General features: G+C 32.1%; 31 protein-coding genes. 7 read left to right on the plus strand and 24 right to left on the minus strand.

What is annotated here, in order from left to right; genetic code table 11:
• Positions 1 to 77: 77 nt before the first annotated feature.
• The 3 genes from BHX94_RS04075 to BHX94_RS04085 form a co-directional block, all read right to left on the minus strand.
• Positions 78 to 1118: a M42 family metallopeptidase gene (locus BHX94_RS04075; RefSeq protein ID WP_111744998.1), complete on the minus strand. Its 1041-nt coding sequence runs from the start codon at positions 1116 to 1118 to the stop codon at positions 78 to 80.
• A 153-nt stretch (positions 1119 to 1271) separates the two neighbouring features.
• A complete protein-coding gene (locus BHX94_RS04080) occupies positions 1272 to 2204 on the minus strand; it encodes an MFS transporter (protein WP_275068262.1) in 933 nt (310 codons plus the stop codon).
• A gap of 21 nt (positions 2205 to 2225) precedes the next feature.
• A complete protein-coding gene (locus tag BHX94_RS04085; RefSeq protein ID WP_170120750.1) occupies positions 2226 to 2495 on the minus strand; it encodes an MFS transporter in 270 nt (89 codons plus the stop codon).
• 93 nt (positions 2496 to 2588) lie between these two features.
• Here BHX94_RS04085 and BHX94_RS04090 point away from each other — a divergent pair, with 93 nt between their 5' ends.
• Positions 2589 to 4193 carry an ABC transporter substrate-binding protein gene (locus tag BHX94_RS04090; protein ID WP_111745001.1) on the plus strand — a complete coding sequence of 535 codons (1605 nt, stop codon included), beginning with the start codon at positions 2589 to 2591 and terminating at the stop codon, positions 4191 to 4193.
• An 81-nt stretch (positions 4194 to 4274) separates the two neighbouring features.
• On the opposite strand, the gene BHX94_RS04095 is transcribed toward BHX94_RS04090, so the two are convergent.
• The 9 genes from BHX94_RS04095 to BHX94_RS04135 form a co-directional block, all read right to left on the minus strand.
• Positions 4275 to 4574, minus strand: coding sequence for a DUF4298 domain-containing protein (locus tag BHX94_RS04095; RefSeq protein ID WP_111745002.1), 300 nt, complete (start codon positions 4572 to 4574; stop codon positions 4275 to 4277).
• A gap of 126 nt (positions 4575 to 4700) precedes the next feature.
• Complete coding sequence (locus BHX94_RS04100) at positions 4701 to 5963, minus strand: Y-family DNA polymerase (protein WP_111745003.1); 1263 nt, start codon at positions 5961 to 5963, stop codon at positions 4701 to 4703.
• A 240-nt stretch (positions 5964 to 6203) separates the two neighbouring features.
• Positions 6204 to 6629, minus strand: a complete 426-nt coding sequence (aac(6'), locus tag BHX94_RS04105) for an aminoglycoside 6'-N-acetyltransferase (protein ID WP_242446649.1) — start codon at positions 6627 to 6629, stop codon at positions 6204 to 6206.
• Positions 6626 to 7168, minus strand: a complete 543-nt coding sequence (locus BHX94_RS04110; protein ID WP_170120751.1) for a GNAT family N-acetyltransferase — start codon at positions 7166 to 7168, stop codon at positions 6626 to 6628. Before BHX94_RS04110 ends, aac(6') begins: the two co-directional genes overlap by 4 nt.
• Positions 7169 to 7296: 128 nt before the next feature.
• Positions 7297 to 8397 carry a DUF1648 domain-containing protein gene (locus BHX94_RS04115; RefSeq protein WP_111745005.1) on the minus strand — a complete coding sequence of 367 codons (1101 nt, stop codon included), beginning with the start codon at positions 8395 to 8397 and terminating at the stop codon, positions 7297 to 7299.
• Positions 8397 to 8765: a GntR family transcriptional regulator gene (locus BHX94_RS04120; RefSeq protein ID WP_111745006.1), complete on the minus strand. Its 369-nt coding sequence runs from the start codon at positions 8763 to 8765 to the stop codon at positions 8397 to 8399. Before BHX94_RS04120 ends, BHX94_RS04115 begins: the two co-directional genes overlap by 1 nt.
• Positions 8766 to 8861: 96 nt before the next feature.
• Positions 8862 to 9293 (minus strand): hypothetical protein, encoded by a 432-nt coding sequence (locus BHX94_RS04125; RefSeq protein ID WP_146606896.1) that lies wholly within the window; start codon positions 9291 to 9293, stop codon positions 8862 to 8864.
• 158 nt (positions 9294 to 9451) lie between these two features.
• On the minus strand, positions 9452 to 11065 hold the full coding sequence (gene abc-f / locus BHX94_RS04130; protein WP_111745008.1) for a ribosomal protection-like ABC-F family protein: 1614 nt from the start codon (positions 11063 to 11065) through the stop codon (positions 9452 to 9454).
• 409 nt (positions 11066 to 11474) lie between these two features.
• Positions 11475 to 11969, minus strand: coding sequence for a cysteine hydrolase family protein (locus BHX94_RS04135; protein ID WP_170120752.1), 495 nt, complete (start codon positions 11967 to 11969; stop codon positions 11475 to 11477).
• Positions 11970 to 12489: 520 nt separating this feature from the next.
• On the opposite strand from BHX94_RS04135, the gene BHX94_RS04140 reads away from it, so the two are divergent.
• The 3 genes from BHX94_RS04140 (at position 12490) to BHX94_RS04150 (ending at position 14315) form a co-directional block, all read left to right on the plus strand.
• Positions 12490 to 13662, plus strand: a complete 1173-nt coding sequence (locus BHX94_RS04140; RefSeq protein ID WP_111745010.1) for an MFS transporter — start codon at positions 12490 to 12492, stop codon at positions 13660 to 13662.
• Positions 13663 to 13792: 130 nt separating this feature from the next.
• Complete coding sequence (locus BHX94_RS04145; protein ID WP_111745011.1) at positions 13793 to 14050, plus strand: type II toxin-antitoxin system Phd/YefM family antitoxin; 258 nt, start codon at positions 13793 to 13795, stop codon at positions 14048 to 14050.
• The gene (locus BHX94_RS04150) at positions 14043 to 14315 is read left to right on the plus strand and encodes a Txe/YoeB family addiction module toxin (protein WP_111745012.1); all 273 of its coding nucleotides are present in this window, start codon (positions 14043 to 14045) and stop codon (positions 14313 to 14315) included. The genes BHX94_RS04145 and BHX94_RS04150 overlap by 8 nt, the downstream gene beginning before the upstream one ends.
• A 17-nt stretch (positions 14316 to 14332) precedes the next feature.
• Here BHX94_RS04150 and BHX94_RS04155 read toward each other — a convergent pair whose 3' ends face one another.
• Genes BHX94_RS04155 through BHX94_RS04170 form a run of 4 tightly spaced genes read right to left on the minus strand, consistent with a single transcriptional unit; the run spans position 14333 to position 17263 of the window.
• Positions 14333 to 15100, minus strand: coding sequence for a hypothetical protein (locus BHX94_RS04155; protein WP_111745013.1), 768 nt, complete (start codon positions 15098 to 15100; stop codon positions 14333 to 14335).
• Between the two features lie 5 nt (positions 15101 to 15105).
• Positions 15106 to 15591: an NUDIX hydrolase gene (locus BHX94_RS04160; protein WP_170120753.1), complete on the minus strand. Its 486-nt coding sequence runs from the start codon at positions 15589 to 15591 to the stop codon at positions 15106 to 15108.
• 31 nt (positions 15592 to 15622) lie between these two features.
• Positions 15623 to 16513 (minus strand): aminoglycoside phosphotransferase family protein, encoded by an 891-nt coding sequence (locus BHX94_RS04165; protein ID WP_111745015.1) that lies wholly within the window; start codon positions 16511 to 16513, stop codon positions 15623 to 15625.
• A gap of 9 nt (positions 16514 to 16522) precedes the next feature.
• Entirely contained in the window at positions 16523 to 17263 is a 741-nt protein-coding gene (locus tag BHX94_RS04170) for a hypothetical protein (RefSeq protein ID WP_111745016.1), read from the minus strand.
• A 43-nt stretch (positions 17264 to 17306) separates the two neighbouring features.
• Here BHX94_RS04170 and BHX94_RS04175 point away from each other — a divergent pair, with 43 nt between their 5' ends.
• Positions 17307 to 17792 (plus strand): GNAT family N-acetyltransferase, encoded by a 486-nt coding sequence (locus tag BHX94_RS04175; RefSeq protein WP_199798133.1) that lies wholly within the window; start codon positions 17307 to 17309, stop codon positions 17790 to 17792.
• A gap of 36 nt (positions 17793 to 17828) precedes the next feature.
• On the opposite strand, the gene BHX94_RS04180 is transcribed toward BHX94_RS04175, so the two are convergent.
• The 4 genes from BHX94_RS04180 to BHX94_RS04195 form a co-directional block, all read right to left on the minus strand.
• Positions 17829 to 18080, minus strand: a complete 252-nt coding sequence (locus BHX94_RS04180; RefSeq protein ID WP_111745018.1) for a type II toxin-antitoxin system Phd/YefM family antitoxin — start codon at positions 18078 to 18080, stop codon at positions 17829 to 17831.
• A 70-nt stretch (positions 18081 to 18150) separates the two neighbouring features.
• Complete coding sequence (locus BHX94_RS04185) at positions 18151 to 19398, minus strand: ATP-binding protein (RefSeq protein WP_111745019.1); 1248 nt, start codon at positions 19396 to 19398, stop codon at positions 18151 to 18153.
• A 102-nt stretch (positions 19399 to 19500) separates the two neighbouring features.
• Positions 19501 to 20307 carry a DUF4240 domain-containing protein gene (locus tag BHX94_RS04190; protein WP_111745020.1) on the minus strand — a complete coding sequence of 269 codons (807 nt, stop codon included), beginning with the start codon at positions 20305 to 20307 and terminating at the stop codon, positions 19501 to 19503.
• Between the two features lie 44 nt (positions 20308 to 20351).
• The gene (locus BHX94_RS04195) at positions 20352 to 21545 is read right to left on the minus strand and encodes a S41 family peptidase (RefSeq protein ID WP_111745021.1); all 1194 of its coding nucleotides are present in this window, start codon (positions 21543 to 21545) and stop codon (positions 20352 to 20354) included.
• A 320-nt stretch (positions 21546 to 21865) separates the two neighbouring features.
• Here BHX94_RS04195 and BHX94_RS04200 point away from each other — a divergent pair, with 320 nt between their 5' ends.
• Positions 21866 to 22237 carry a VOC family protein gene (locus BHX94_RS04200; RefSeq protein ID WP_111745022.1) on the plus strand — a complete coding sequence of 124 codons (372 nt, stop codon included), beginning with the start codon at positions 21866 to 21868 and terminating at the stop codon, positions 22235 to 22237.
• A gap of 50 nt (positions 22238 to 22287) precedes the next feature.
• Here BHX94_RS04200 and BHX94_RS04205 read toward each other — a convergent pair whose 3' ends face one another.
• From BHX94_RS04205 to BHX94_RS04220, 4 genes are all read right to left on the minus strand, one after another.
• The gene (locus BHX94_RS04205) at positions 22288 to 23025 is read right to left on the minus strand and encodes a class I SAM-dependent methyltransferase (RefSeq protein ID WP_170120754.1); all 738 of its coding nucleotides are present in this window, start codon (positions 23023 to 23025) and stop codon (positions 22288 to 22290) included.
• Positions 23026 to 23202: 177 nt separating this feature from the next.
• A complete protein-coding gene (locus BHX94_RS04210; RefSeq protein ID WP_111745024.1) occupies positions 23203 to 23661 on the minus strand; it encodes an NUDIX hydrolase in 459 nt (152 codons plus the stop codon).
• An 84-nt stretch (positions 23662 to 23745) separates the two neighbouring features.
• Positions 23746 to 24690: a LacI family DNA-binding transcriptional regulator gene (locus BHX94_RS04215; RefSeq protein WP_170120755.1), complete on the minus strand. Its 945-nt coding sequence runs from the start codon at positions 24688 to 24690 to the stop codon at positions 23746 to 23748.
• 241 nt (positions 24691 to 24931) lie between these two features.
• Positions 24932 to 25324 carry a sporulation protein gene (locus tag BHX94_RS04220; protein ID WP_111745026.1) on the minus strand — a complete coding sequence of 131 codons (393 nt, stop codon included), beginning with the start codon at positions 25322 to 25324 and terminating at the stop codon, positions 24932 to 24934.
• 218 nt (positions 25325 to 25542) lie between these two features.
• Between BHX94_RS04220 and BHX94_RS04225 the strand changes: the two genes are divergently transcribed.
• Positions 25543 to 26547: a cation diffusion facilitator family transporter gene (locus tag BHX94_RS04225; RefSeq protein ID WP_111745027.1), complete on the plus strand. Its 1005-nt coding sequence runs from the start codon at positions 25543 to 25545 to the stop codon at positions 26545 to 26547.
• Positions 26548 to 26550 lie beyond the last annotated feature (3 nt).

A 26550-nucleotide genomic window follows, 5' to 3' on the forward strand; every position in this document is an offset into this window, starting at 1 on the left:
ACATTATAACGAAAAAGGACGTGTGTCTCAAAATATTAACCTTAAATTTATCAGAAAATTCTAAATTTATATTTATACTAGATTACATTGCTCAATACATATTGATAAATTAACTTTTCGGTATTTTCAAGTGAAGTTTTATGTGTTCGTTCCATCGCATGGCTTGATTCAATACCAGCACCGAATAGACCATGTTTAACATCATAACCAGCGCTCATTGCAGCACTTGCATCACTACCGTAATACGGATAAATATCAACTTTATAATCAATTTCATTATCTTTACAAAGCTGAACGAGATGTTCTTTCAATTGATAATGATAAGGACCTGAGCTATCTTTCGCACAAATTGATACCGTATATTCATCAGATGATTGACCATCTCCTAATGCCCCCATATCAACAGCAATATATTCTACAACTTGATCCGGAACATTAGAGTTACCACCATAACCGATTTCTTCATTATTTGAGAAATAGAAATGTGTCGTATGTGGTAATTCTATATTTTCAGCTTTTAAATGACGTAACAGTTGAATAAGCATCGCCGCACTTGCTTTATCGTCTAAATGACGTGATTTAATAAATCCGGATTCTGTAATCTCGCATCTTGGATTGAACGTGATAAAATCTCCGACACTGATACCTAATTTTTCAGTATCTTCCTGAGACTTTACGATTTCATCAATACGGACTTCCATATGATCCTCATCACGTTTAATATCACCTGCATTACGATAAACGTGGACGCTTGTCTCATGCAGACAGATTGTTCCCGTATACACTTTATCATTTGTATGAATTTCACAGTATTCACCTTCAACAGCATTCCATCTGAAACCACCAACCATTGATAAACGTAAACGTCCACTCGGTAGAATCTCTTTAACCATTGCACCTAAAGTATCAACATGTGCCGTTAAGTATTTATGACGTGTATCATCGTTCCCGGGCACAGTAATCAATACCCCACCTTTATTCGTTTGTTGTACTTCGTAACCTACTGAAGATAACGTTTCTGTCACATATTCAATCGCTTTAAATGCGAAACCTGAAGGACCTGGAATATTTACTAAACGCTCAATCTCTTGCATCGTGCTATTTACATCTGGATACATTTACATTCTCCTTTTCAAATTTACTGATAATTTAATCTTATCTGATAATGAGGGGGAGTACAATGGTTGATAAGAAAAATACAAAAACTTTCAGTTAACTGAAAGTTTATTAAATTTTCTAAGGAATTATCAGTCTACTGAAAGTTTTTATATCTATGTAATATTAATTTTTTTCATTTTAAACAAGCTATTCATCATGAGCGTTGCCCCTATTGTAACAATCACAAACACAACTACACTCATCGCATATGGATTTAAATATGTTCCGAGGATTAAAGACCCATTAGATAATAGCTGTGCGCCACTGAATGTGAATGAACTGAACGTATTATAGGTACCTCGTTTTTCTTTTGGTATTAGTGTCAGCATTTCAGCACTTTTAATCGGCGCAAAAATCATTTCACCAAATGTAGCAATAAGTATGGCTATGATAATCAGCCACCACATATTTGCTGAAGTGAGCACAGCATATCCTATTGCGTACATCAATAGCCCAAATCCTAGGATTCTACTTACTTTAAATTTATCTAACCATTTACCAATTAGTAAAGAGAATGAAACAACGGTAATTGTATTAACGAGGTTAATGATTGTAAACATTCGAACACCGGTAATTTCAAAGTTGAATAAGTAAATCGTTTCAAAGTTCTTATGAAGCCTTACAGCAACGTAAGTACTTGTCATGAGCTCCACAGTTGCAATGAACATCGTACCGATTACCATCAATACGAATCGTTTATCTTTAACGACAGTCTGATAGGCAATGAACAGGTCTACAAAGACATTATTATGTTCTTTTTTACGGATAAAGCTGTTTGTTTCTTCAATATATTTCATATATAAGAAACTTAATATCAGTGCCACCATCGCTGAAGCAAAAAATAGCCAGCTTTTATGTTCGCTATAGAATAGCCCACCTAGGAGTGCTCCGATTGCCAGTGATAAATTTATCAGCCAGTAATCCATACGATATAATAATTTCTTATTTTCATCTGTTGCTGAATCCTGTACAAGTGCACTCATAGAAGGTCTGCGAAATGCACTAAATATGGTAAAGAGTATAAATGTCGTCATAAATAGATTAATCCATGAGTTGACAACGGTTAGTCATATAAATATTAGCGATAATGCTTCAGCAAATGAACCAAATATCAGCATCTTCTTTCTCGGGAATTGGTCGACTAAGTAACCTCCCCAAATATTACTGATAAACTGGACAAAGACGATTGATGCTAAAAACAATCCAGCGATTCTTGCATCCAGCTGATCAGTTAAATATAGTGCAATAAATGGTAGTGTCGCACTATAAGTACAGCGATTGACAAATGAACCCCATAATCTGAGTTGTATATTGATTGGTAAATCACGAACTTTCATTTTCATTCCCCCTAACTTTCTACATATGATAAAGTAGACTTAATAATTTAAAAATAGACAATATTTTATTTTAGTCCACTTTTAGGAGGAGTTATGGAACAATTATTACTGTCATTCTATAATTTAAAGATTACAGCATTTCATCAATCGTCTGTCAGTGAACAGTTAAAGGTGAGCCAGAAGCATTTATCCAGAAGTTTAAAAAGATGGCAGGATAGTGGTTATCTAACTTTTAAGAGCGCACGTGGTCGAGGGAATAAATCAACGGTTCAATGGTTCGTGGATATCGATACATTATATTTCAATAAGGTGAATGAAATGCTAACGCCATATCATTTGTCAGATGCTATTCAATATTTAACATGGGACTGGTCTGTTCATCATAAACAGATGCTGATTACGAAAGCGAATCAATTACTCGGGGTATCTACAGTTGATATAGACAAATTAGTTGTTAAGAAGCGCTACGCCCCACTCTATTCTCATCCTTTAGAAGTGGTTGATATCAATAGCTCAAATATATTAAGTAATATTTATGACACGTTAATCACTTATGATAAACATTCGAATCAATATCATTTTAAGATAGCACAGCATATCGATTTTTATGATGATTATGCAGTGATATATTTACGGAAGAATGTTTACTTTCATGATGGTACTCAAGTGACTGCTGAAGATATTAAACGATGTCTGAGTCATGCGATAGCGTATCAGGAGACGAAAGTGTTATTAAGTCCAATTGTTTCAATTGAAGTGATTAATAAACTTACAATTAAAGTATATTATCACGATTTTCCATATTTCAAAGACGTATTATGTAAGTTAAATCTTGCAATCTATAAGCAGGATAAGCAGCAAATTATTGGTACAGGACCATTTTATATCGCAATGAATAATGAATTTCAAACGACTTTAAAATCTTTTAATCAGTATTATGGCTATCAATCATATCTTGATGAAGTTGAATTAATTTATATACCGAAGCTTAAAGAAACTAACTTTACATTAAGTGATAGTGATACGTTCCAGCATATCGAAGTAACAGATGGTTTTTATTATGTGCTGTCACTCGCTCAAAATAAGTTATCTGATATACAGAAAGCAACTGTGCATTACTTATTTCAGCAGTCAGTTCATCATGTTAAAGATATACACACAAGTAAAGGAACCCCTTATATTCTGAAAGATCAGCCATTTTCGCTTAAATCATTAAATAAATTAGAAGATCATTTCTCTATAATAATTGTCTATCCGAGCTATATCGAAAAAAAGATGCTCCAGTTTAAAAGATATTTAAAGCGATACAATATAGAAGCGGTATTAAAACCTATCGATATTATGACTTCCTTTAAAAGTGAAATAACAATTGAGGGGGATATCTATATCCATGGTATGTTCTTTAGTGAAGCGGAATCCTTTGAATATTTTACGATGCTCTATCAAAATAAAACGATGCATCACCATTTATCACAACAATATCCTCTGTTGAGTGATTATTATGCTACATATATCACAACAGATACTCGTGAGTGGAATGAACTGAATCATGCGATTAATCAGTCGTTATTTGAATCACATACACTCTACCCTATCTTCAACATTACTCAGGAAGTTAAAGTACCAATCAGCGTACATAATGCCAAAGTAACTACGGCTGGATTCTATAACTTTTCAGAGCTTGTGATTAAACGATAAAAAAACTTTCAGGTCCTGAAAGTTTTTTGTTTTTTTTATAATATCTTAGTTATTTTTGTTTTATTTTTTCTTATCAAATCATTAATGCGTCTTCAATTGCTGTGTCGCAATTTCCAGCATTCTGATATTTAATGCATACTGTTCAGCAATTAAGTTATATACGCCGTCTTCTGATAATACACCAGTTGGGATATCCTGATACGTGTCAGATTCATTTGATAAATTTACATCACGCATATACTCTTCACTACCATAATAGTCTTTTAAGGCATTATAATCTGCGCTATTTGCTTCCAATTGATCTAATAACGCATTCATCTTTTCAACAATTTCACTTGTTTCATTTAATACTTTCTCATAACGGACTACATCTTCTTTCATTGTATGCACCTCATATTGATTTATTAACAATTTATGTCTATTATACGTTTGATAGATGAATAATTCTAGAAATACAGGTTGGTTTTACGATTGATTATATCTTTTGTTTATATTTATGATATCTGACTATGCCTTATGACCAGCGATAAGACCATTGCGCTTCATCGCTGTGCCTTGCTCTGTATACGATACTGCACGCAAGACGCTATTCTTCCCGAAACGTATCTTTAGCTGGTCTACCGTCTTTTCCAGTCTCTCTTGTTTCTCACGTTCAAACTCATCGACAAAGAGTGATAACTGACGATCTTCCTCACGAATAAAGTTCGTAAGTGAAATATTTACTGTACGATACATCCGTTTCTTATCACACAACTGCATCATAAATCCCCATACAACCTGAAAGATATCAGCGGTTAAATTCGTACCTTCAGATAATGTATAACTTTTATTCACTTTCCCTTCATCACTATAACCAACTGTAAAAGAAATCGTACGTGCAATCATATTGTCGGCACGTAGTCTGAATGTTACTTCTTCAACATGTTCTAACACGACAGCTCGTAGTTCATCGAAACGGTAATCACGCATTAAAATCTGACTTTTATTAATAGAGGGTTTATAAATATGATGTTTCTCTCGGATTAAACTTGAATCAATTCCGTTTGCATGTAAATGCAGGTCTACTCCGATAATACCGAAATCGCGCTTTAAATAATGATGCGGATAATTAGCAAGCTGCCCAATCGTGAATATCCCCTTTTGATTGAGTTTCTTCTCGGTGCGACGATTAATTCCCCAGAACTTACTTAACGGCTCAATCGACCACATCTTTACCGGTACATCTTCGTAATGCCACTCAGCAATACCATCCGGTTGTGTCTTTGCTTCCATATCCAGTGCAATCTTGCTGAGTAAGACATTATCCCCTATTCCCACGGCACACTGAATTTGCGTCTTATCATAAATCTCCTGTTTAATCTTTAAGGCAAGCGCATACGGACTTTCTGCGTATAGTTTATAACTCTTTGTAACATCCATAAAAAATTCATCGATACTATATTGATGGTAATCCTCCGGTGCAACATATTGCAGTGAAATCTCAGCAATTTGACTGGCAACTTTCAGGTAAGTGTTCATCGAAGGATTGATAATATAAATATCAGAACGATGAGGTATTTCAAATAAACGTGAACCGGTCTTTATCCCCAGCATCTTTAGAGGTGGTGTAGCAGCAAGTACAACAGACCCCTGTCGTTTCGTATCAGCGACAACAGCGAGCTTTGTTGTCATAGGATCAAGTCCTTTCATGATGCAAGAAACACTCGCAAAGAAACTCTTCTGGTCAATACAGAGTACATTCCTTTTCTCGCATAGACTGTAATCATACATATTAAGCACCCTCTTATAATCTTTGATGATATATTTATCATACCAGAACATACGTTCTATTTCAATAAAAATAGAACGTATGTTCTTATTTTTCAAGATATTAAAACAGAAATAAATAAACGGCTAATATGGGCTGCCACTCCATATTAGCCGCGAAAAAACATAAAAACCTACGAAAAAGTCCGGCAAATATGGAATACAACGCCACATTTGCCGGAACACATGCAATAAAAATATAAATTATTCTATTTTCTTTTTAAAACACACGATTCTATTTGTTTCTTCAAACCCTAATTTTTCATGCATTAAAATACTATCTATATTTGTTAACTCACAATCGCTAGCAAATTCAGTACACCCATTCTCTTTAGCAAACTGTTCGCAAGTTGTAATAAGTGCTCGTGCTATTCCACAATTTCTATATTCAGGTAAGACATAAATGCCTTCAAGAAAACCTACAGGGCTTGTTTCTGTCCCCTCAACATAATCAACACGCAAACTGACATGCGCAAAACCTACATCCAGATGATTGTCATGATACAGAAATACACGTTGATTATCATGATCGATTAAAGACTTAAATTCATTTATTAAATCTTCATATATATTGTCCGGCCATAGTCTTAAAGCAAGGTTGGTTACGGTATCTAACTTTTCTAACGTCAAAGGTTGAATAATACAAACGTCTCCTTGATATCCACAATCCAAACAGCATAATGATCTCCTACATCCCAGTAATCTTTAAAGAAATACGTAGGTTGACCAAATTTACGCGTCCATGTGGCCATCGCTTTCTTATAACCACAATCAAAGCAGTACGAATCGACACCCTGCTCTTTCATAAACTGTGTTAAAAGCGTGATAAGTTGACTACCTATTCCTCTACTCTGATAATCAGGATGTATGTATAATGTTCCCATCTCTTTTAATCCATCAACTTTATCTCCGACAAGCTCCTGGATCATTTGATTAGGTGTATAGAACCCAATAATTCCAACAACAACGTCGTCATCCTTAGCGACGATAAACATATCATCTGAGCCATTAAAATAACGATTGATATAAGTCATCTTTTTATTAATTTCGTTATTAAGGTCTTCATCATCATCAACGCCATTGTTTAAAAATGTATGTGAAATAACATGTTTAAAGTAGTCTTTTAATTGATTAACGTCTTTGTATTGTAATTGTTCATATGAAATCATAAGCATCTCTCCTAATGATTTAATTGTTATATTTTTATAATAATAGAAAACAGAATAAATAAAAAATGAAGTTAACTTCAAATCTAACGAAACATCCGTAAAAATGAAGTTAACTTCATATTAAAGCATTATGAGAAAATTGTAATCACAATTAGTATAGCAATCGGTAATCCAAGTAAAATAAACGATATAAACCAAGACATCGGTCTTGCCATATTTAATGTCATCCCCATTTCTGAAAGCTTAGGTACCCAGACATTCAGATCATCAGGATTATAGTAGAATAGTCCAAAGATATAATGGTCCTCATTGTAATATGGTGCTTTGTTTGTAGTAGCTACGGCTTGACGATACTTCTTGCTTTCCGAAACTTGTAAATAGATACAAGCTACTGTAATTAAAAGCAGCATTCCAATCAGCATCATCATGATGCCATTCGGCAAATAATTATCATTATACACTGCAGGTCGAATAAAGATTAATATAAATAATAAGGTCATCGTAAATGACATAAGGTGAATCATCATATTGTTAATCAGCTTAGTATTTTTTATAAAATTGATAGAAGCATCTTTGACAGCAGGATTTACAGTTGTATTGAAAAAGCTTGTCCCCTTTGAACTTGCCCAAAGTGATAATAATATGGCTAATCCAAGTAAGCCTGGAGAAAACACGCTGAAGAAATTCTTTTGACTGAAATCATCAGCTACACCCTTAAAATTCCAATGTGTAGCGATTGTTTCAGGTATATTATCATAATTTAATGCAACAAATATAAATGCAGCAATAAATGCGATTAACTGCATTATAAATAGAACATTCGGAAGTGGCGAACTTTCTGTCATTAAACGTGTATCTGTCGCTTTCACTACTTTAATATCTTTCATCCACTCTTCTCTTAACTTTACGGCTTTCAAATGATCATGAGCACTTTTATAGATAATAATTGCACCGATAATAAGAACGTGAAGCAATACAATAAAGCTTAATAAAGCTGCAGAATGACTGGCAAATAAATAAATTACTATAAATAATAGTGCTACAGCAATGACTAACATTAAAATTTGTTTTCTGTATTGCCCCTTTACCGTCTCAATTGCACCATTATCTGTTTCACTCTCAGGCACAAAGACACTAAATAAAATATTACGACGAACGAAACGACCATTCAATAAGAACAATAAGCCGGTTAAAAATAATATGCCACTAAGTAATAAACCTTCCATCATTAACCCTCTCCCTTTTCAATTAATTTCAGTAAATCAGCAACATCCAATTGTTTGCACTTTGCTTCATCAATAATCGGTTTCAAACGACTCATTAATTCTTCCCGTTCAACTTTTGTCGCAGCCTTTAAAGCATCAGGATGAATTATCGCTCCGGACTTCGGCTGCACAAGAATCAATTGTTTCTCCTCCAGATAATGATAGGCTTTGTTCACTGTGTGCATATTAATCTGCAAACTTTTAGCAAATGCACGACTAGAAGGTAATGGATCATAAGGTACGACATTCCCTTCTGCAATATGATGAATCATTTGATTGGCAAGTTGTAAATAAACCGGTACACTACTCGTTTCATCAATCTCTATATACATTAAACCACCTCTCTGTTATACAAAGTATAGAACAGATTTAAAGGCAAAAATAAAAACCAATCTGTTATACATTTATTATAACAGATTGGTGTAGGATTACAATTCGAAATATTTCATGACTTCTTCGTGAGTATAGGTTACTTTGTGGTTCAAATGCTCACGATAAGCAAAATCAGCATCAAGCGTATCCTGTATATCTTCCATATGTCTTTGACATCTCTCAATCCACAGTTTTTCAAACTCTTCTTCTGCTAGAATGCGATCGGATAGATCATTAATATGATGAATATTTTCTTGTTCACACCACTTTAAACAATCAAGATATAATTGCATCTCGACTGATGTATTATCAATATCATAAATTTCAACAGGCATATCTATAATCCCTTTTTGAAAAGCAACGAAACAACGTGTATGACCATCAACGATATAAAATTGATTGTCGTACTGAATTACAGAGATTATTGTATTTTTGACAGAAACATCATCCAGCCATTCACTTACCTCCTCCAATTTACGTTGATTCAAATAGAGTTGAGTAAGCTTTAGATCATTAATATCCATGAAATAATCACATCCTATTAAGAGAGTAGTTCACTAATATAGTATCATGAATCGATAGAAATATTACTCATTTAATATGAAAATTAGAAACATCAAACCTAAATAAACATAAAGAGTTACGTTTATTCAGCTTTTTTCTGCTTCGCATAACTATAATTTCCTAAATACATGTTTACATTTTTATCTTCAATCCAATAAGTAACATCAAAAAACTTATCAAGAAAATATCTATCATGCGAAACAGCGATAATCGTTCCTTTGAATTTATCTAAAGCATCTTCTAATATTTCTTTAGATTCAATGTCTAAGTGGTTAGTAGGTTCATCGAGAATGAGTACATTAAAATCATTCGACATAATTTGTGCCCATCGTAAACGCATCTTCTCTCCACCACTTAAATCTTTCACTTTTTTAAATACGTCATAACCATAGAATAAATAGCCAGCGAGATGATTACGAGCCTCACCTTCTGTGACTGATGCGTATGCACGATACGCGTCTAAAACAGTATCATTGTCTTCAGTAAAATGATGTTGTGACAGATAACCAATCTTAATATTAGGTGCAATAATGATTTCGCCTTCATCAGGATTAACATCCTCTAACATCATTTTTATTAACGTACTTTTTCCTGTACCATTGGCTCCAACAATAGAAATCCTATCATTTCTTCTGATTTTCATATTTACATCTTCAAACAATATATCATCATACATTTTGGCAACATCAATTAAAGTGAACACATCTTTAGAAGATTTGTCTGCACTTTGAATATCAAGCTGCATTGTTTTAGCATCAATAATCGGTTTCTCTTTTATTTCTATTCTAGCCAAAGCTTTTTCCATACTTTTTGCGCGACGATGCATTGCGGCATTTGGTGGTACAGCTTGATTCGCCCATATTTTTAATTGTTTGATCTGTGCTTTCATCTTTTGAATTTTCTTCTGTTGATTTTTGTATTCTTCATACTCTCTTAAGATTCTATCTTCTTTTTCTTTTATGAAGTAAGAATAATTTCCGTGATAAATATGCAGTGCTTGTTGATCTATCTCTAATATTTTACTCACCGTCTCATCAAGAAAATAACGGTCATGAGAAATAATAATAACAGCACCTTTATAATTTTTAATAAATTGCGTTAACCATTCAATACTATCGATATCCAGATGATTTGTCGGTTCATCCAGTAGTAATAATTCCGGTGATTGAAGTAATAACATGGCTAAACCAACTTTAGTACGTTCTCCACCTGAAAGCTGAGACCAAAGTCTATCGGCCAATGGATTAATTTTGAGACCGTGCATTACAAAGTTGATTTTACTATCCTTTTCATAACCACCTAGTGCTTCAAACTTCTCTTGTATATTGGCATATTGAACTAAAATCTTTTCAAGATTATCAGGGTTACTTGCCATTTTTAATTCTAATGCTTTCATTTTCTTCTCTATTACATCAAGTTCAATAAAAGTTTGTGCTAAACATGAATAAACATCCATATCATCCGGGAATTTCGGGATTTGGCTCAAAATACCAACTTGTGTATCTTTTGATAAACTAATAAAACCACTATCAGGACGCTCTTCTCCTGAAATGAGTTTGAATAAGGTTGTTTTACCTTCTCCATTTCTTCCGATAAGACCAATACGATCATGATCGTTTACTTCAAATTTAATATCCTCAAAAATTACATCACCTGTAAAAGATTTTGATACTTGGGCTACGTTTAAAATATTCATTTTTTCTCTCCTCTAGTTTGCTAGAGGAACAGTGTTTAGTATTCCTCTAGAAGTTGTATTTGCTTAAAAAAGGGCAGACTACACCAATTTGTCATTTTAAACGCAAATTTCCCACGTACCGTTAAAACAAAACGCATACGCTTCGCAACTTCTAAAAACAATACCAACACCTCCGTTCGTAAAAATTAATTATATTATATAACAATTTTTAGAATATTTAAATATATATATTTAGAAATAAAAATGAACTAGCGATAATATGCTAGTTCTATTTTAAAGTTATAACTTTATACATTTAAAGAAAATAAAATCCGGTCGATGGATCGTACCTGCAAAAACTTCAGAATAACCCTCACGATATTATTTACAGCTAAAAATGAGATTATATCAAAATTATAAATAACCCAAATCACACATACTCGTCTATCGTCAGAACTTCTACTTCATCAGACCAATGCAAAACTGTAGATACAAAATCATTAATATCTAACCCAGGCATTTCATATGTTTCACAATTATTAACTGTTGCACAAGCATCTTCGATTACTGTAACTTTAAAGCCAAGTTCATTAGCAATAATCGCATTAAATAAAATACAATATTCCATATTAAATCCGATAATGATAAGTTCAGTAACACCAAGTGAAATTAAATATTGTTGCAAATCCGTATCTTTAAATGCACTTGGTCTATTTTTAGAATAAATCTTATCGGCATTTTTATGAATAAATGGGTCTAAAGGTAATGGCTTATTTGTTTTGTCATCAATATGTTCCACAGCAATGACAGGTAATTTGTTTTCTTTAAATACTTCTACTAGATGAATAGCATTCTTCTTAACTACTGAAAAATCACCTTTTTCTAAAAAGTGTGTATGAAAATCAATAACTAATAAAGCTTCCAAAATATCACCTCAAAATAAATAAAAAATTCATTTGTCCATGCGAAAAAAATAATAAAATTACATAATATATTAAAGAATATGTAACACCCTCAAATTAATGTATTACATTTATTATAAAGGATTTTCGAAAAATTAAAATGAAATAAAAGGAGAAAACTATGAAAATATATCCTTTGGAGAAATTGATAATCACAATTCATTCAGTAAGAATACAGAGGTATTCTTTGAAGCTGGGAAATGCATGAAACAAGAACGAATAATGGTTTAAATGCAGTTATTATTGAAAGCCCAGATTTTTAAAAGATGATCTGTTTCAATATAATCAATAAATTCTCCCATTTTAATATTGTACAAATTTTCTGATAATGATAAGATGAATGCATTAAAAATAATAAAAGGTGATCTCATATGTAATGGTTTTTTTCTAATTCATCAATTAGACGTAGACTTACAAGTCAATAAAAACAATTAAATAAGTTGTATTTGTAAGTCTATGATCTTCTTAAATTAGGAGGAAATCATGAAAGGATTTACAAATAACTTTAAATACTTATACTTTAGTCAGTTATTCGCCAATACGAGCGATAATATTTATATTATTGCACTGATTGCTTATCTATATGAATTAACGCACTCTATTCAATTAAGTGCATTAGTTCCTATTTTCATCACATCTGCTTATTTTGTAAGTGGGTTTATCGCACCAATTATATATTCTAGATTTCAAAAGCAATATATTTTAGTGTTTAATCAAACGATGAAATGTGGCTTGCTGATCATATTGATCGGTACAATGTATGTTGAATTGCACTATATTTATATATTAGGGTTAGCATTTATGATTGCGTTCTTAGATGGATTTACAAATCCGTTAAGCAACACATTAATCCCCTACTTTGAGTTAAAGGATAATATACTTAGAGCAAACGGAAAAATTAGCAGTATGAATAATATGATACAAATTTCAGCCTGGGCATTAGGCAGTTTATTGTTAGCATTCCTGCATAGTGATGGATTGATTATGTTTTGTGTCATCTTGTCTATCATATCTGTGATATTTATGATGAAGATAAATTTTAATATTAATACTGTAGAGAGTGAGCATATGGGTTCCAAAAGTTTCAAAGCGGTTATTAAAAGTAATCGTACCAGTTACAGTCAATATTTAAATTGGAATACTTTCATCGCGTCATTTGGCCATGCTGTCTGGATTGCTGCAATAATGATTGCCTTTGTAAAAGAATATTTAAATGCCCCATCTTACTGGTTTGGTATTATTAACGCGGCATTTTTCGTAGGTTTACTTGTCGGATCAAAGATGATTCATTTGATTGAAAGATTTAAAATGATGCACTTCTATTACAGTGGATATATGCTGCTTTCACTCATTACGTTTGTCTTCGGGATTAACAGGTGGTTAATACTAGCAGTCTTGCTATCTTGGCTTTATGGCATTATAGAGCAATTATTATCAATATCGCTACACACAGAAATACAAAAGCATTTAAATCATGAAACACTGCTTGATACTTATACACTGAATCAGAGTATATATAGTTTAGGATTTTGTTTATCAACATTTGTGATGTCGTTACTAGCAGAACACGCTACCTTAACATTCGCATTTATTGTAGCATCCCTTGCTTACTTATTGATATGTTTACTCACATATCGATATAAAAATATATTCTAAAGCACAAACCCATCGCTCAAATGTTTGAGTGATGGGTTTTTAAAATCAGTATATTCAGGAGTAAAAAGTAATAATTATATACATAATATCTCGTTAGTGGTACAATAATATTGTACAAGGAGGCGATAAAATGAAAGTCACAACTTATTCTAATGCAAGATCAAATTTTAGAAAAATAATAGATATTGTTAATGAAGACTGTGAACCTTACACAATCACAACAAATACGCATAATGCCGTGATATTATCTGAACAAGACTATAATAGTATGATTGAAACACTTTATTTACAGAGTACACCAGCGAATGCCGAAAGATTACAAAAAGCGATTGATGAATCAATTGATAAAAATAACTTACTTCAAGTTGAGATTGATTTAGATGCCTAAGAAAAAGATACTATTTTATTCAAGTGGTTTTGAAGATTATACGTACTGGCAAACTAACGATAAAACTGTATTAAAGAAAATAAATAAACTAATAAAGAGTATTATGATTGATGGTCCAAATGAAGGTATAGGTAAGCCAGAAAAATTATTAGGAAACTATACAGGTTGCTATAGCAGAAGGATCACTCATGAACATAGGCTCGTATATAAGATAGAAGATGATTCAATTTGTATTTTACAATGTCGTTTTCATTATAAAAGGTAGAATAGCCATTCATTAGACTATTCTACCTTAATTTTTTTATAAATTTTATAATTAACTTCATCTCTTTTACTTTGAATCCTCTCAAATCGTTCTATTGTCCATGGCTCCCAGAATGTTTGTCCTTGCTTGTTAAAGACATATTCGTCATCAATCGCATAACATGCATGTGTTAGTATATTATCCTGATAGAAACAGATAACATCTCCACTATTAAATGAAGATTCCACTTCTTTGTATCCAAGACGGTTAAGGAAGAGCATAAAGGTTTCCTGATGCACCCACTGTTCTAATATAAATGGATTTTTAGTTAATGCATACAGTGTTGCCGACAAACAATTTGCGCCATGGTTTTCCGGGAATTTATTATGCAAGGCAGTAAGATGAGATATTGAATTGAACTGCGTTATATCTGTTTTGCTTGGTTCATCATCGAACTGTTGGATAAAGCTTATTTGTTCTTTTTGAGAGAGCGTATCCCAATATGCTGAAGTGATTAATCTATCATCATTGATCAACTGCGTACCATTATCGATCATTTCTTGTTTCAATGCATCTTTAAATGTATTTTCTATACTTTCATACCATCCTGGTTCAGCTACAATAACAAACTCATATGTCAGATGCCATGTTTGATACGTTGAATTGTTAACAACATTTGATAAGCTACTGTTTTTCTTAAACTCTTCTTTCGGAACAACTAAGGTGTTTAATAAATTATACTGATGTTCATTTAAGAAAGCTTCTGATATAAAGAAAAGGTCAAACTCAAACTTCAAATTACGCACGTTAACTACCCCACTTTAATATACTTACAATATCTATCCCATAAATCTGGTATTACTTCATCTAAATTTTGTTCAATTTCATTCGGTGCTACCCACTTAGCATCAACAACTTCTTCAGCCTGAAGATTAAATGTAATGTCATTGGTTGGTGATTCGTATAGATAAGTCTCAGTAATATAATGTGAATGCATGGTATAACCTTTGAATTGAATATCATCTAAAGGCGCAAATATACCTGCTTCTTCAAGTAACTCACGATGTGCAGCAAGTACACCATCTTCTCCTGCAACAGCAGATCCTCGACTACATTCCCATTTCAAACCAAGTGGTTTATCAGGATGACGTTGTGTAAGTAGCAAATCACCATTTGGTTTCTGTACCCAGATTTCTACTACTAAATGGTACAATCCATCAGGTACTGTAACGCCTCTTTCATGGAGGATACCAGTTTTTTGTCTATTGATATCTAGAAGTTCCCATATTTCACTCAAGTGTATCCCTCCAATGATGTAATTCGCAATATTATTTATACCATTTAGGAATTACAATATTAAAATCTTCATAATACTTACGTTGTACTTCAAATTCTTGTTTCATGACTTGTATTTCTTTGACACCGAATTGGACTGCCCATGGTAATGAAGATAAGATATTCGTCGCGATATAAACAGATAATACTTTCCAAAAATCAATCGGTACTTTACCATCAAAATATCCATCAACGCGCCCTCTACTAAAAGCCTCACTCGTATTTACACACCAGCTGATACGATTGAATTCTTCAAATGGTGCACCGATACTACATCTATCAAAATCAATAATCCATAGTTTACCTTTTTCATCAATGACCATATTCCCAACATGATAATCGCCGTGGTGGTAGACAACAGGTTTATCGATGATACGATTTTCATACTTTTCTATTACATTAAATAAACACTGATCATTATCGTATTTATATTCACAGTTTAGATACATCGATTTCTTACGTTCGATTTTCTTTAGGAAAAAGTCACGCCATCCAAACTGATTTGCTCCAGGTATAGTATGAATGGCTTTCAATATTCTGCCGGCTTCAAGACCAAGTTCATATTGCTCTTCTAAAGTTAATGTCGGCAATATTTCTTTAGCTTCATGACCTTCAATCCATTGGTATAATAAATAATAATGATTATGATACTTACCATGTGATACTAATTGTTGCACAGGAAGCCCAAGGTCCATACACTGTTCAACTAAATAAATTTGCAATTTAATATCTTCTATTCTATCAATAGAAGAAAGCCGTAATAGATACTTTTCATCCCGAGTTGTAACGATATATTTTTGGTCATCCGACCAGCCTTTGTTGAAGCTTTCTAACTTCACAAAATGAAAGCCTGGCAAGCGTTCATTTAAATCATCAATATGCATGGCACCCTCCTATATATGTGTTTCAAAATAATGTGATAAAGATACCTTTCTTCCTTCCGTATCCCAATCATGATAAAGTTTAAATAAGCATGATACATCTCCATCTACAAGATTTACAAACTGAGTGATTTTAACAAAACTCATCCAGTAATGAAACATAATATATTCCTTCGAATGCGAGTAAATATCATAAGTAAAGTGTTCTAAAGGTAAGTCACCGAATTCATTTAAATAATATTCGTAAAGTGACTTTTCAAGATGATATATGTCATCGAATAACTGTTCATCAAAAAAGAACTTTCTAGGAAGATAAGTCGCCATTCCTTCTTCAAACCACATATCTTCACACGTTGGATTCTCTTCATCGAATTCAGCAAGAAATAGATCAATATGATGCGCGAGTTCATGTCCTAATATTGCAAGCATCTCATCTTTAGTGTGCGCGGCATAAAATGACGTGTATTTATCTTTTAAAGCTTCTGGTAGCAACGCTGTTAAATATCGTGCCCAGTAATCTAAATCAGCACACATATAGATCGCTTCATTTCTCGTAAAAGCAGGTACTGGTTTTTCAAGTACCTCCTCCATCACAAAACGTGATGCCCAGAATACACCCTTTGGTATATCCTTTAACTGAAAATAATCTTCAAGATATTGTTGGAAATCATTAATTTGTGTATGGAAATATGTAATATCAGCATGATACTTATTTAGATCAGCTGCTTGTTCAAATGTATAGATTGGTTTCATTAATATGCACCTTTCTATGTTTATCATAAGAAAAAAATATATAATGACATTATACAGAAAATTCTTACAAAAAGGTGATTCGATGTTAAAACAAGTTTATGAAATTAACGATGAAATTTTAGCGTTATTGTTATTAGCAGACCCTTCGATTGAAATGATTAATCAATATATTAGTGAAAGTTCAATCTATATATTAGAACAAAGCAAATTTACCGGTGTTGTTGTACTTAAAGAAGTAAGTGAATCAACGATGGAAATAATGAATATTGCAGTAAGTGAAGCTTATCAAGGAAAAGGTTATGGAAAGTTGATGCTAAAAGAAGCAGAAAAAATAGCGAAGCATTCAGGATATAACAATTTAATCATTGCTACAGCCAACTCAAGTCTGAACCAACTCGCATTATATCAAAAGTGTGGATTTAGAATAATAGACATAGAAAAAGACTTCTTTATCAATGCATATAAAGAAGTCTTAATTGAAAATGGTATAAAAGCGATGGATAAGATAATACTTAGCAAAAATATATAAAATCTAATTCATAAGATTTCAATTCTGCCATACAATCTAAAGATTATCCCATGTACTTTCAAAATCAAGAATTTCTTCATTTTTACGGTATTTAATTTGATTTGTTATTCTCTTTTCCGATAAAAATAAAGTTTCTTGAATGGTATTCCAATCATCTTCACCGATTAAAACAGCTCCTTTTTCTCCAATTTCATTTGGCGCGATATATATTTCTTTACTATCTTGATTAACAGATTTAATGATATTGAAAAATTCTTTTCTGGCATTATCAAATGTATAAATGTTCATATTTAAACCTCCGACATAATCTGTAATAACTATTAATCAGGAATTGTTATATACTCTACTCTCTATTGAATTAAATTCTATACTTTGTTCCACGACCTGTGCCGACTTTATAGACATATCCATTTTCACAAAGATGGTTTATTAAGCGGATGACCTTTGATTTATTGAAAGGCGTACGTTCTACTATTTCACTGCTTGAAAGCACATATCCAGAACCCAGTGTCTCCATAATGATACTTTCATCTTTTGTTACTTTTGGTAAAACATTTGTTACAGGAAGGATAATCTTAATACTTGTTTCTGAAACAAAAAATTGTGGCTTCACTTTATATTGGCTATAAGCAGATTTAATACGTTTAATACCTGTACCAAACATCTCAATATATCCTAATCTGAAAAATATATTAGCAAGAATAGGATTTCTTAATATTGAAACATTGTTTTCAAGATAATCGAACTCGCTAATCCCACTAGGCAATCCCCCTGGAGATGTAATTTCAATTTTATCTGGAAACATAGCAATATTAATATGGCTGTTAATATCCCAATGACGGTGAATAATTGCATTGGCTAAAGCTTCTCTAAATGCATCTTTCGGGATAATCTCGATTGAATTTCTATGCATCCCTGCTATCTTCTCGTATTCATAATAACGTTCAAATGAGTCAATAGCAGTTTGATATGCTGAAAGGATTGAAATATTGGATAGACGGTTTCTATCAAGTATTTCATTTATAGAATGACCAAACCGCGCAATATCAATGCAGGAAAAATTATTACGATCAGCTACAATAGACGCTGCATTATTATATTTACCATTCATATCCATAATTCCTAAAGTTTTAAATAAATCATCAGATACTACATTAACATGAATTTTTTCCATCAATAATTTTGAAAGTGTATTGAAAGTAAGATCAGTTGATTTAACTTCAAGTGCTTCGAAAGATAAATTTGAACCTTCCAATACTAAGCGCTTTAGTTCAAGCTGGTCAACTTCAATTGTAGCAGTATCATTTCTTCGATATGCCTTACCTTTATATAAATATGGTTTATGAACGCCCTCTGTAACTTCTAAGCAAATCGTATTGTTTCTGTTAATTGAAAAAGTAAAGTCAGGACTAGGATTTATACTATCGTTAATTTTGTTTTCGATATCTAATATTGTTTTCTGAATGTTTTCAAACCCAATATATTCACCACTATTAGATACTCCAAATATTATTTGTCCACTACCATAATTCGCATAGGCACTCACAGTCTTTAAGAACTGATTTGATACTTTTTCTTTAAATTCAGTTGTTTTATTTTCAATCAACTAGACCACCTCTATATACATATTACACTAAACAAAAATGCAACGCAAAATTTTGCGTTGATTTTTGTTGGTTTGTAAATAATAATGAATCAATTTAATTGCTTATTTCAATTCCAATAATTCTTGATAATCATAAGAATAATTAGCACGCTCAAGCGCTTCTTCTGTAATTTCTAGTAACTCCTCAAAACTATCTTCGACAAGATCTTCTTCAATAAATCCATCTTCTAATGTTTCATTATAATATTCCAGACCTTGAGCAATAATAAAACTTCTCGTATATAGAAAAGCATCATCTGAATTATATTTATTATTCTTTAAAGGTAGTTTTTCCAGTACTTCAAGATGCTTTGCTAAAGTATTATGGAAAGATATTATTTCTTCTCTAGGATATTTAGTTAATTTTTTGATTGCATATTGTTCATCAAGCTCGTCTGGGAAAAGGTGGTCAATCATTTTCCAAAATTTTGTATCATCCATTTGCATTTTATTGTTTATTTCGATTTCATCTTCTATACCATAAAACTTATCTTTTTCTTCTTCAATTTTTTCTGGCATATTATCCTCCATCCAATCCCAAAATGGATCTCTAGCATTCATTAGGAAATGTTCGTTATTTTTAGGGATATGAAAATCTATTTCTATATTTCCTATATATTCAAAATCGATACTTGAATCGTGATATTCCTCTGCCCAACTTATTGCGAATTCTGAAAATGGATTTTTAGTAGGATAAATTTGTTTTAATCTAGTATCAGTTAGTTTCGGTAAGGTAGTGTTGATATAGTCAGCAACATAATATTGCTTTGATTTTTCAACTGTTTTAATAATAACTAAACATGTATATAACCCGTAAGGTAGTTTTTCTACTAGAACATCACCGATTTTAAGTTTATCAAAATCATACATATTTAAATCTCCTTGTAAAAACGTTTTATTTTAATTACATTTTATCATTCTTTTAACATCTTAATCGCCTTTTCAAGTAAAACATCGCGTGATATATCTTCAGTAGTCCATGGAATTTCGATATCTGGTGTAATTCCTTTTAAAGCCATAGAGACACCATGATCTAAACCGTTATATCTTGAATAAGGACAAAGCAAGTCAAATTGGTCGTTTAAATAGAGATAACCACAATTTGAATAATCATTCATGCCTTTAGTAGCTCTTCCTATAACCGTCACAAATTCGCTATGTTTAACGGTCTCAACAAAATTGTCACCTGAACTCCCGCATCTTTCATTAGCGATTACAATAACTTTGATATCTTGAGCAATTCCGTCCAGTACAATCGGTTCAATATCATCGCTGAATTTGATCATACCTTTACCATAGTTATCAGACATTCTTTTGCGATATTCCTTAAACGCTTCCTTCGTCTCTCCCTCATCCATGTTCATCAAATCTTTATCCACTTTACTGATCATATAATCACAATATTTTTTTGTATAATTAAACGTTAATCCATAGTCGATATTTAATATATATCCAGGTGGAAAGATGTATTCTAACAATGGAAAATATGCAAAGTCACTGCCACCTCTATTATCACGCACATCGATAATAAATTTTTTACTCCGTTTAAGTAAGTTACTATTTTGTTTAATGAGTTCATGTAATGCATTAACATTTTTAAAATCAGGTAATCTGATAAATATATAATCATCATGCTTTTCTATTCTATATTCTTCATCATATAATTCATCATTAGACGCGATAAAGATATTTTTAACTTCTGCATTTTTTATAGTTACAGTTTTATGCTTAAGAAGAACATTATGCCATTCGTATCTTTCAGGATTTGGATCAAATAATAAATTTGCATCATTCTCAATTATATCTTGAATTGAGTGCTCACCTATTTTAATAATTTCACTACCAATTGTTATGTCTGGGTCGATAGATTTTACAACAAACAGCCGATTATTGTGGTTCTTACATAAAATTGATACTTTTTTTGTATTCAGTTTATCAATAATACGTAAATGAGGATCATGCAGTTTATTGAGCTGTTCAGTTACATCGGGAAAGAAATCATGAATATTTGAAAAATCCATTGATGCAATAATATCCTTTTTATCATTAAATCCGACATATTCTTCATTTAAATATTTATTTAATAAATTTAGTTCAGTTTTAAACATAAGCAACGCTCCTATCAGTAGAATAAACAGAATATTCAAATATAATTATATAACAATGAAGTTTAATCAGCACTATATAAAGTGATGAATTATGGTTATAAATAGCACTTATCGATCCTATTTGTAAGTGTATTAAACAAAATTAACTTTAAATTTTACTAGCAACTTTTAAAATGATTGATTACTTGTTGGATATTGATTTGATTACACATTATCTTTTACTTTAATAGCTAATTAACATTACATCGATTACAATAAAATAGAAATATCAAAAGCGCTCATCGTTTAAATAATGCGTGAGTTTATTAGGAGATGAATTTATGGATAAATTGAAGCAAGTCATGATTTATGTTGATGATTTAGACAGTGCGGTAAAATTCTGGACTGAAACGCTAGAGTTTGTAATCGTACAGGAAATGGAGTTACCCGAGAATTATAAAGCGGTTGAAATCGCACCTAATGTGAATGCTGAAACGTCTCTTACTTTATTTGATAAAGCATTCATTAAGAAATACAGCCCGGAAGTAACACTGGGTACGCCTTCATTAATGTTTAAAGAAACAAATTTCGATGTATTATACGAAAAGCTTAGAGCATTAAATTTAACTGGTCATGACATTGTTGATATGAACGGCATACATGTATTTAACTTTCAAGATGGTCAAGGGAATTACTTCGCTGTAAGTGAATAAAACAAAGCCGACTGGTTAGTCGGCTATTCTTTCTTACGTTCTTTCATACATTACGACTTTTTCGCTTTTATCACTAAAAACGGTGGTCTATGATTTACTTTCATAATATGTTCCTCATCCCATAATTTTAACGACATTTCTGTATTGCCTGTATCAATTACTCGTTCAATAATGAATCCATTATCGATTATAGTATTCATCAATGTACCAATTGTGCGATGATAACGTATTACTTCAGTATCTAACCACCCTATCGGTCTCGCGCTTTCTTCAAAATAATGATCCAATTTATAATGATTAAATCTACTCTCAACATGAGACCAAATTTCTTGTTGTTTCGTTGCAGTTGTTAACGGATGTTCTGTAGAAAATAGTAATATACCGTCATTTGCCAATAATTTATTTAATTTTTCCATTAGTAAATTGAAATCTTCAATATAATGAAAAGCCAGACTTGATACTATCACATCAAACTTTATTTCTGTTTCATACGATAAAATATTAGATACAACAAATGTTACGCGTTCATCTTGTATATGTTCTTTTGCGTTGTTAATCATGTTATTATAAATATCTAAACCTACAATTTGCTCTGGATTTAGCTCCAACATATATTGAATGAATTTCCCCATACCACAGCCAATGTCTAATACCTTTTTTCCTTTTATCTCTGGTAACTCTTCTTTCATTACGGGCATTTCGATCATTTCGTTATAACTTAACTTATTGTTACGAATTTTTGTGTAACCTTTGTAGAAATGCTCATTATCATAAACATTTTGTGACATTCTATTCATCTCCTATTTATACTTGGGCCCAGTAATTATATTTTATAAAACTATATAAAAAAGAATAGACTTATATTATAAAAATATGTATGATGTATTATAGAAGTAGCAAAAATAATTTTACAATAATTTACATATATTTTAACAGCCATCGATTTTTCGATGGCTGTTTTTTTCTTATTCATGATTAATAATATGTTCAAAAATTTTATTCTCACCTAACAACTTGTCCTTTAATACGGCAGGTTGAAGATTAATCTTTTCGATTTCATTTAGTGGAAACCATCGATACTCCATATCTTCTCCATTTTCACATCCTATTAAAGATATTCCTCTATCCCATAATGATTTGGAACGACAAAAATAATAAACGCCGAGCTCATGGAATGACTTTTCTTGTGAATGATATGTTTGTTCGATGAAAATAGCACTTTGTTCAATCTCTATGTCAGTAGAAAGTTCTTCAAATATCTCTCTTTTCAATGCTGTTCTAGAATCTTCCAGCATTTGAACTTTGCCACCGGGTGGTGTCCAGTAATCTTTGATATTTTGAAGTAAAATATGATTATTTTCTATAATTAAAGCTGTAGCTCTGTATTTGAAACGCTTATTGTTTTTAGTAAATGTGATGTCCATAAGTTACTCCTTGAGAATTATTAATATTTTCAATGAATTCGTCTAAATAAACGAAATAAATTCTTTTCGTCTATTTAACCGAATTCAAGTTGACTTTCTAATAATCAATTTTGACGGTAATTCCTCTGAAGTAACTGAAGCAGAAAGTATTAATTCCACACTACGTTCTCCCATTTGTAATAATGGCAGATCGACACTTGTTATGTTATTTACCTGTGATAGTTCACCGTTTTCATAGGATATGAGTGCAATGTCTTCTGGCACTTTAATGCCTTGGTTTTGAAACTCTGCATATAGTCCTGCACAGTGGGCATCATTGGTCACAGTTAACGCATCAGGTAAGTTCATTTGTTTCAGTATTCTTTGTGCGAGTTGTTTCCTTTCCGTTAAAGATAATCCACTGATATAGATAAATTCCTTGTATTGCATATCTTCAGGCAAAGTCGCATACGCTTTTGTTCGTTCATTTGCACTAAATCCATTATTTCTATGTACTGTGTACCCTATTTTTTTATAATCTTCACTCATGAGATGATTCAATGCTTTTTTCATTGCTTCGTATTGATCGATAAATATGTAAGGGAGATAATCATTCTTCTCCATGAGTACAATTGGGCCATATTCTTCATTGTCGCATATTGTTTCAATCGATAGTTGTTTCGTAATAAATATGATGCCATCAATTGATCGGTGTTTCAACATTTCTAATGCTTTAATTTCTTCGTCTTCATTATAGTGCGTTTCAATCACGATTATATGATAATGATGTGATGATGCCTGCTTAATTGCTCCTTCCAAAATTCTTAAATAATATGGGTTTGTAATCCATGGAAATACTACAGCGATTACTCTACTCTTCCCACGTGATAGATTTACTGCCAGGTGGTTGGGTATATAGTTTAATGTCTTCATTGCCTGCATGACTTTATTCCTTTTTTCTTCTGTTACATACGGATGATGATTTATCACTCTGGATACAGTAGTTACTGACACACCTGCTGCCTTCGCAATATCACGAATATTTGACATGAAGCAATTCCTCCTTGCTATGAAACGAGTTTCATACATTACAATTGACTTAAGAAAGAGGTGATTGTAATGTATGGCTGTTTATCCCTGATTATTTTATGTGCCATCGAACTCTTATTTGTAAGTATTGTACCAGAAGTTGATGATAAATATTAAGGCCTATCAAGGTATGTTTGAAGTTTAATTGAGAATAAAAATAGACAGGCTGCTATATTTGATTTGCGTCCTGTCTATAATAATATTAACTTGATTGCACACTTTCAAAGTAAATTTGATCTTCATCATAATAATCTACTGCATTATCTACAAATACGTGTGTCATGATGTAGAATTCATGGTTATAGTCTTCAATTTCATCATGTGTATCAAATATAAATGGTACTTCTTCTGTTCCGTCATGCTGTAGGATAACTTTTGAAACGGGTAAATCGATTGTATGGAAGTCGCTTGTTTCATCAGTATTTTCTTTTCTTTCGATTAAAATAAGTTCAATACGATCAATATCTTGCTCAGCTAAGTTTTCTAATTTTACGATACCTGCAATCTGTTCCTCAGGATGAAATGTTATTTTTTTAACAAGTGTATCAACTTTTGCATCTCCAATTCCTATTGATGTAAGAAGTTCTTTAAACATGATATACCTCCTTATTGCGTATATGAATTTTTAATATAATCTCTCTTAAATTAAATTAATCGTACCATAATGCATGGTAGACTTAAAATAATATCCTTATTCTATTGAAATAATGTTTATTTCTTTTCAATTATGGTTACTGTTATACAACGATTATTAAGGTTTTTCACGTTAATTTCGGTTATAATATAATAATAAAATGAATAAAGGAGTTTTCTATGTCACGTTTATTTAATTTACTCAAAAAAGGTAGTAAGTCTTCATTAATTGCAGCAATCGTAAATTTTATTCTAGGTTGTTTAAAGTTCGGAGCTTACGTATTTACTGGTAACGTCGCTATGTTCGCTGAAATGATGCATTCATTCGGTGATGCTGCAAACCAATTATTCGTATGGGTTGGTTCAGCGGTTTCTAAGAAAGAACCGAACGAGAAATTCCCATTCGGTTATGGTCGTCTTGTGAATATCGTTTGTTTATTTGCAGTGATTATCGTAGCAATTTTAGCCTACGAGACAATTTTAGAAGGGATTCACCATATTCAGCATCCTGCTGCTGCGGGCGATCATAACCCTACGCACTTCTTAATCAACGTCGGTGTATTATTAATTGGTGTTGTATTAGAAAGTATAGTGTTATATAAAGCAGGTAAAGAAGTGTTGGAAGAAGTTCATAAACCAACTACTGGTCTTCACCCTTTCACTACAAGTTATGCCCATTTAGCTAAAGCTAAACCTGCGACGAAGTTAGTATTTATGGAAGACACAGTGGCAACAGGTGGTGGTGTTATCGCTTTAATCGCAGTTATTGTCTCTCGTTTTACAGGATTCACAATGATTGAAGGTATCGTATCAGTAATTATCGGTTTAGCGATGTTCTACGTTGTATTTAAAGTATTTATGGAGAATGCAGCTGGAGCTATCGGTCGTGCTGATGAAGATATGGAAGTTTATGCTTCTAAAATCATTTTAGAGCATCCTGAAATCTCTGATATTAAACGTTTAGTCGTTATGAAAGAAGGAGAAGATAAGCATATTGAAGCGACTGTTGAAACATTAGGTCATCAGTTTAATCTACGTGAATTAACTGCAATCAAGAAAGATTTAGTTACAAAGTTATTACAACAACCACACGTTACAGATGTCAATATCGAAATCATGGAAGATGACGGTACGGATGACTGGATCAGTGGTAAAGGATCATCCGTAAATATAGTCCATAAATAAGGA

This window comes from Macrococcoides bohemicum (assembly GCF_003259675.1).
GTDB lineage: Bacteria > Bacillota > Bacilli > Staphylococcales > Staphylococcaceae > Macrococcoides > Macrococcoides bohemicum.

What these genes read in the sequence shown, in the direction of transcription:
- BHX94_RS04195 (WP_111745021.1), bottom strand. Translation starts at nt 21,545, where the DNA reads ATGTTTAAAACTGAACTAAATTTATTAAATAAATATTTAAATGAAGAA.
- BHX94_RS04205 (WP_170120754.1), bottom strand. Translation starts at nt 23,025, where the DNA reads ATGTCACAAAATGTTTATGATAATGAGCATTTCTACAAAGGTTACACA.
- BHX94_RS04145 (WP_111745011.1), top strand. Translation starts at nt 13,793, where the DNA reads ATGAAAGTCACAACTTATTCTAATGCAAGATCAAATTTTAGAAAAATA.
- BHX94_RS04200 (WP_111745022.1), top strand. Translation starts at nt 21,866, where the DNA reads ATGGATAAATTGAAGCAAGTCATGATTTATGTTGATGATTTAGACAGT.
- BHX94_RS04170 (WP_111745016.1), bottom strand. Translation starts at nt 17,263, where the DNA reads ATGAAACCAATCTATACATTTGAACAAGCAGCTGATCTAAATAAGTAT.
- BHX94_RS04165 (WP_111745015.1), bottom strand. Translation starts at nt 16,513, where the DNA reads ATGCATATTGATGATTTAAATGAACGCTTGCCAGGCTTTCATTTTGTG.
- BHX94_RS04225 (WP_111745027.1), top strand. Translation starts at nt 25,543, where the DNA reads ATGTCACGTTTATTTAATTTACTCAAAAAAGGTAGTAAGTCTTCATTA.
- BHX94_RS04100 (WP_111745003.1), bottom strand. Translation starts at nt 5,963, where the DNA reads ATGTATGATTACAGTCTATGCGAGAAAAGGAATGTACTCTGTATTGAC.
- BHX94_RS04220 (WP_111745026.1), bottom strand. Translation starts at nt 25,324, where the DNA reads ATGTTTAAAGAACTTCTTACATCAATAGGAATTGGAGATGCAAAAGTT.
- BHX94_RS04215 (WP_170120755.1), bottom strand. Translation starts at nt 24,690, where the DNA reads ATGTCAAATATTCGTGATATTGCGAAGGCAGCAGGTGTGTCAGTAACT.
- BHX94_RS04140 (WP_111745010.1), top strand. Translation starts at nt 12,490, where the DNA reads ATGAAAGGATTTACAAATAACTTTAAATACTTATACTTTAGTCAGTTA.
- BHX94_RS04150 (WP_111745012.1), top strand. Translation starts at nt 14,043, where the DNA reads ATGCCTAAGAAAAAGATACTATTTTATTCAAGTGGTTTTGAAGATTAT.
- BHX94_RS04110 (WP_170120751.1), bottom strand. Translation starts at nt 7,168, where the DNA reads ATGATTTCATATGAACAATTACAATACAAAGACGTTAATCAATTAAAA.
- abc-f (WP_111745008.1), bottom strand. Translation starts at nt 11,065, where the DNA reads ATGAATATTTTAAACGTAGCCCAAGTATCAAAATCTTTTACAGGTGAT.
- BHX94_RS04210 (WP_111745024.1), bottom strand. Translation starts at nt 23,661, where the DNA reads ATGGACATCACATTTACTAAAAACAATAAGCGTTTCAAATACAGAGCT.
- BHX94_RS04180 (WP_111745018.1), bottom strand. Translation starts at nt 18,080, where the DNA reads ATGAACATTTATACATTTGATAATGCCAGAAAAGAATTTTTCAATATC.
- BHX94_RS04095 (WP_111745002.1), bottom strand. Translation starts at nt 4,574, where the DNA reads ATGAAAGAAGATGTAGTCCGTTATGAGAAAGTATTAAATGAAACAAGT.
- BHX94_RS04075 (WP_111744998.1), bottom strand. Translation starts at nt 1,118, where the DNA reads ATGTATCCAGATGTAAATAGCACGATGCAAGAGATTGAGCGTTTAGTA.
- BHX94_RS04090 (WP_111745001.1), top strand. Translation starts at nt 2,589, where the DNA reads ATGGAACAATTATTACTGTCATTCTATAATTTAAAGATTACAGCATTT.
- BHX94_RS04120 (WP_111745006.1), bottom strand. Translation starts at nt 8,765, where the DNA reads ATGTATATAGAGATTGATGAAACGAGTAGTGTACCGGTTTATTTACAA.
- BHX94_RS04085 (WP_170120750.1), bottom strand. Translation starts at nt 2,495, where the DNA reads ATGAAAGTTCGTGATTTACCAATCAATATACAACTCAGATTATGGGGT.
- BHX94_RS04190 (WP_111745020.1), bottom strand. Translation starts at nt 20,307, where the DNA reads ATGTATGATTTTGATAAACTTAAAATCGGTGATGTTCTAGTAGAAAAA.
- BHX94_RS04115 (WP_111745005.1), bottom strand. Translation starts at nt 8,397, where the DNA reads ATGATGGAAGGTTTATTACTTAGTGGCATATTATTTTTAACCGGCTTA.
- BHX94_RS04175 (WP_199798133.1), top strand. Translation starts at nt 17,307, where the DNA reads ATGACATTATACAGAAAATTCTTACAAAAAGGTGATTCGATGTTAAAA.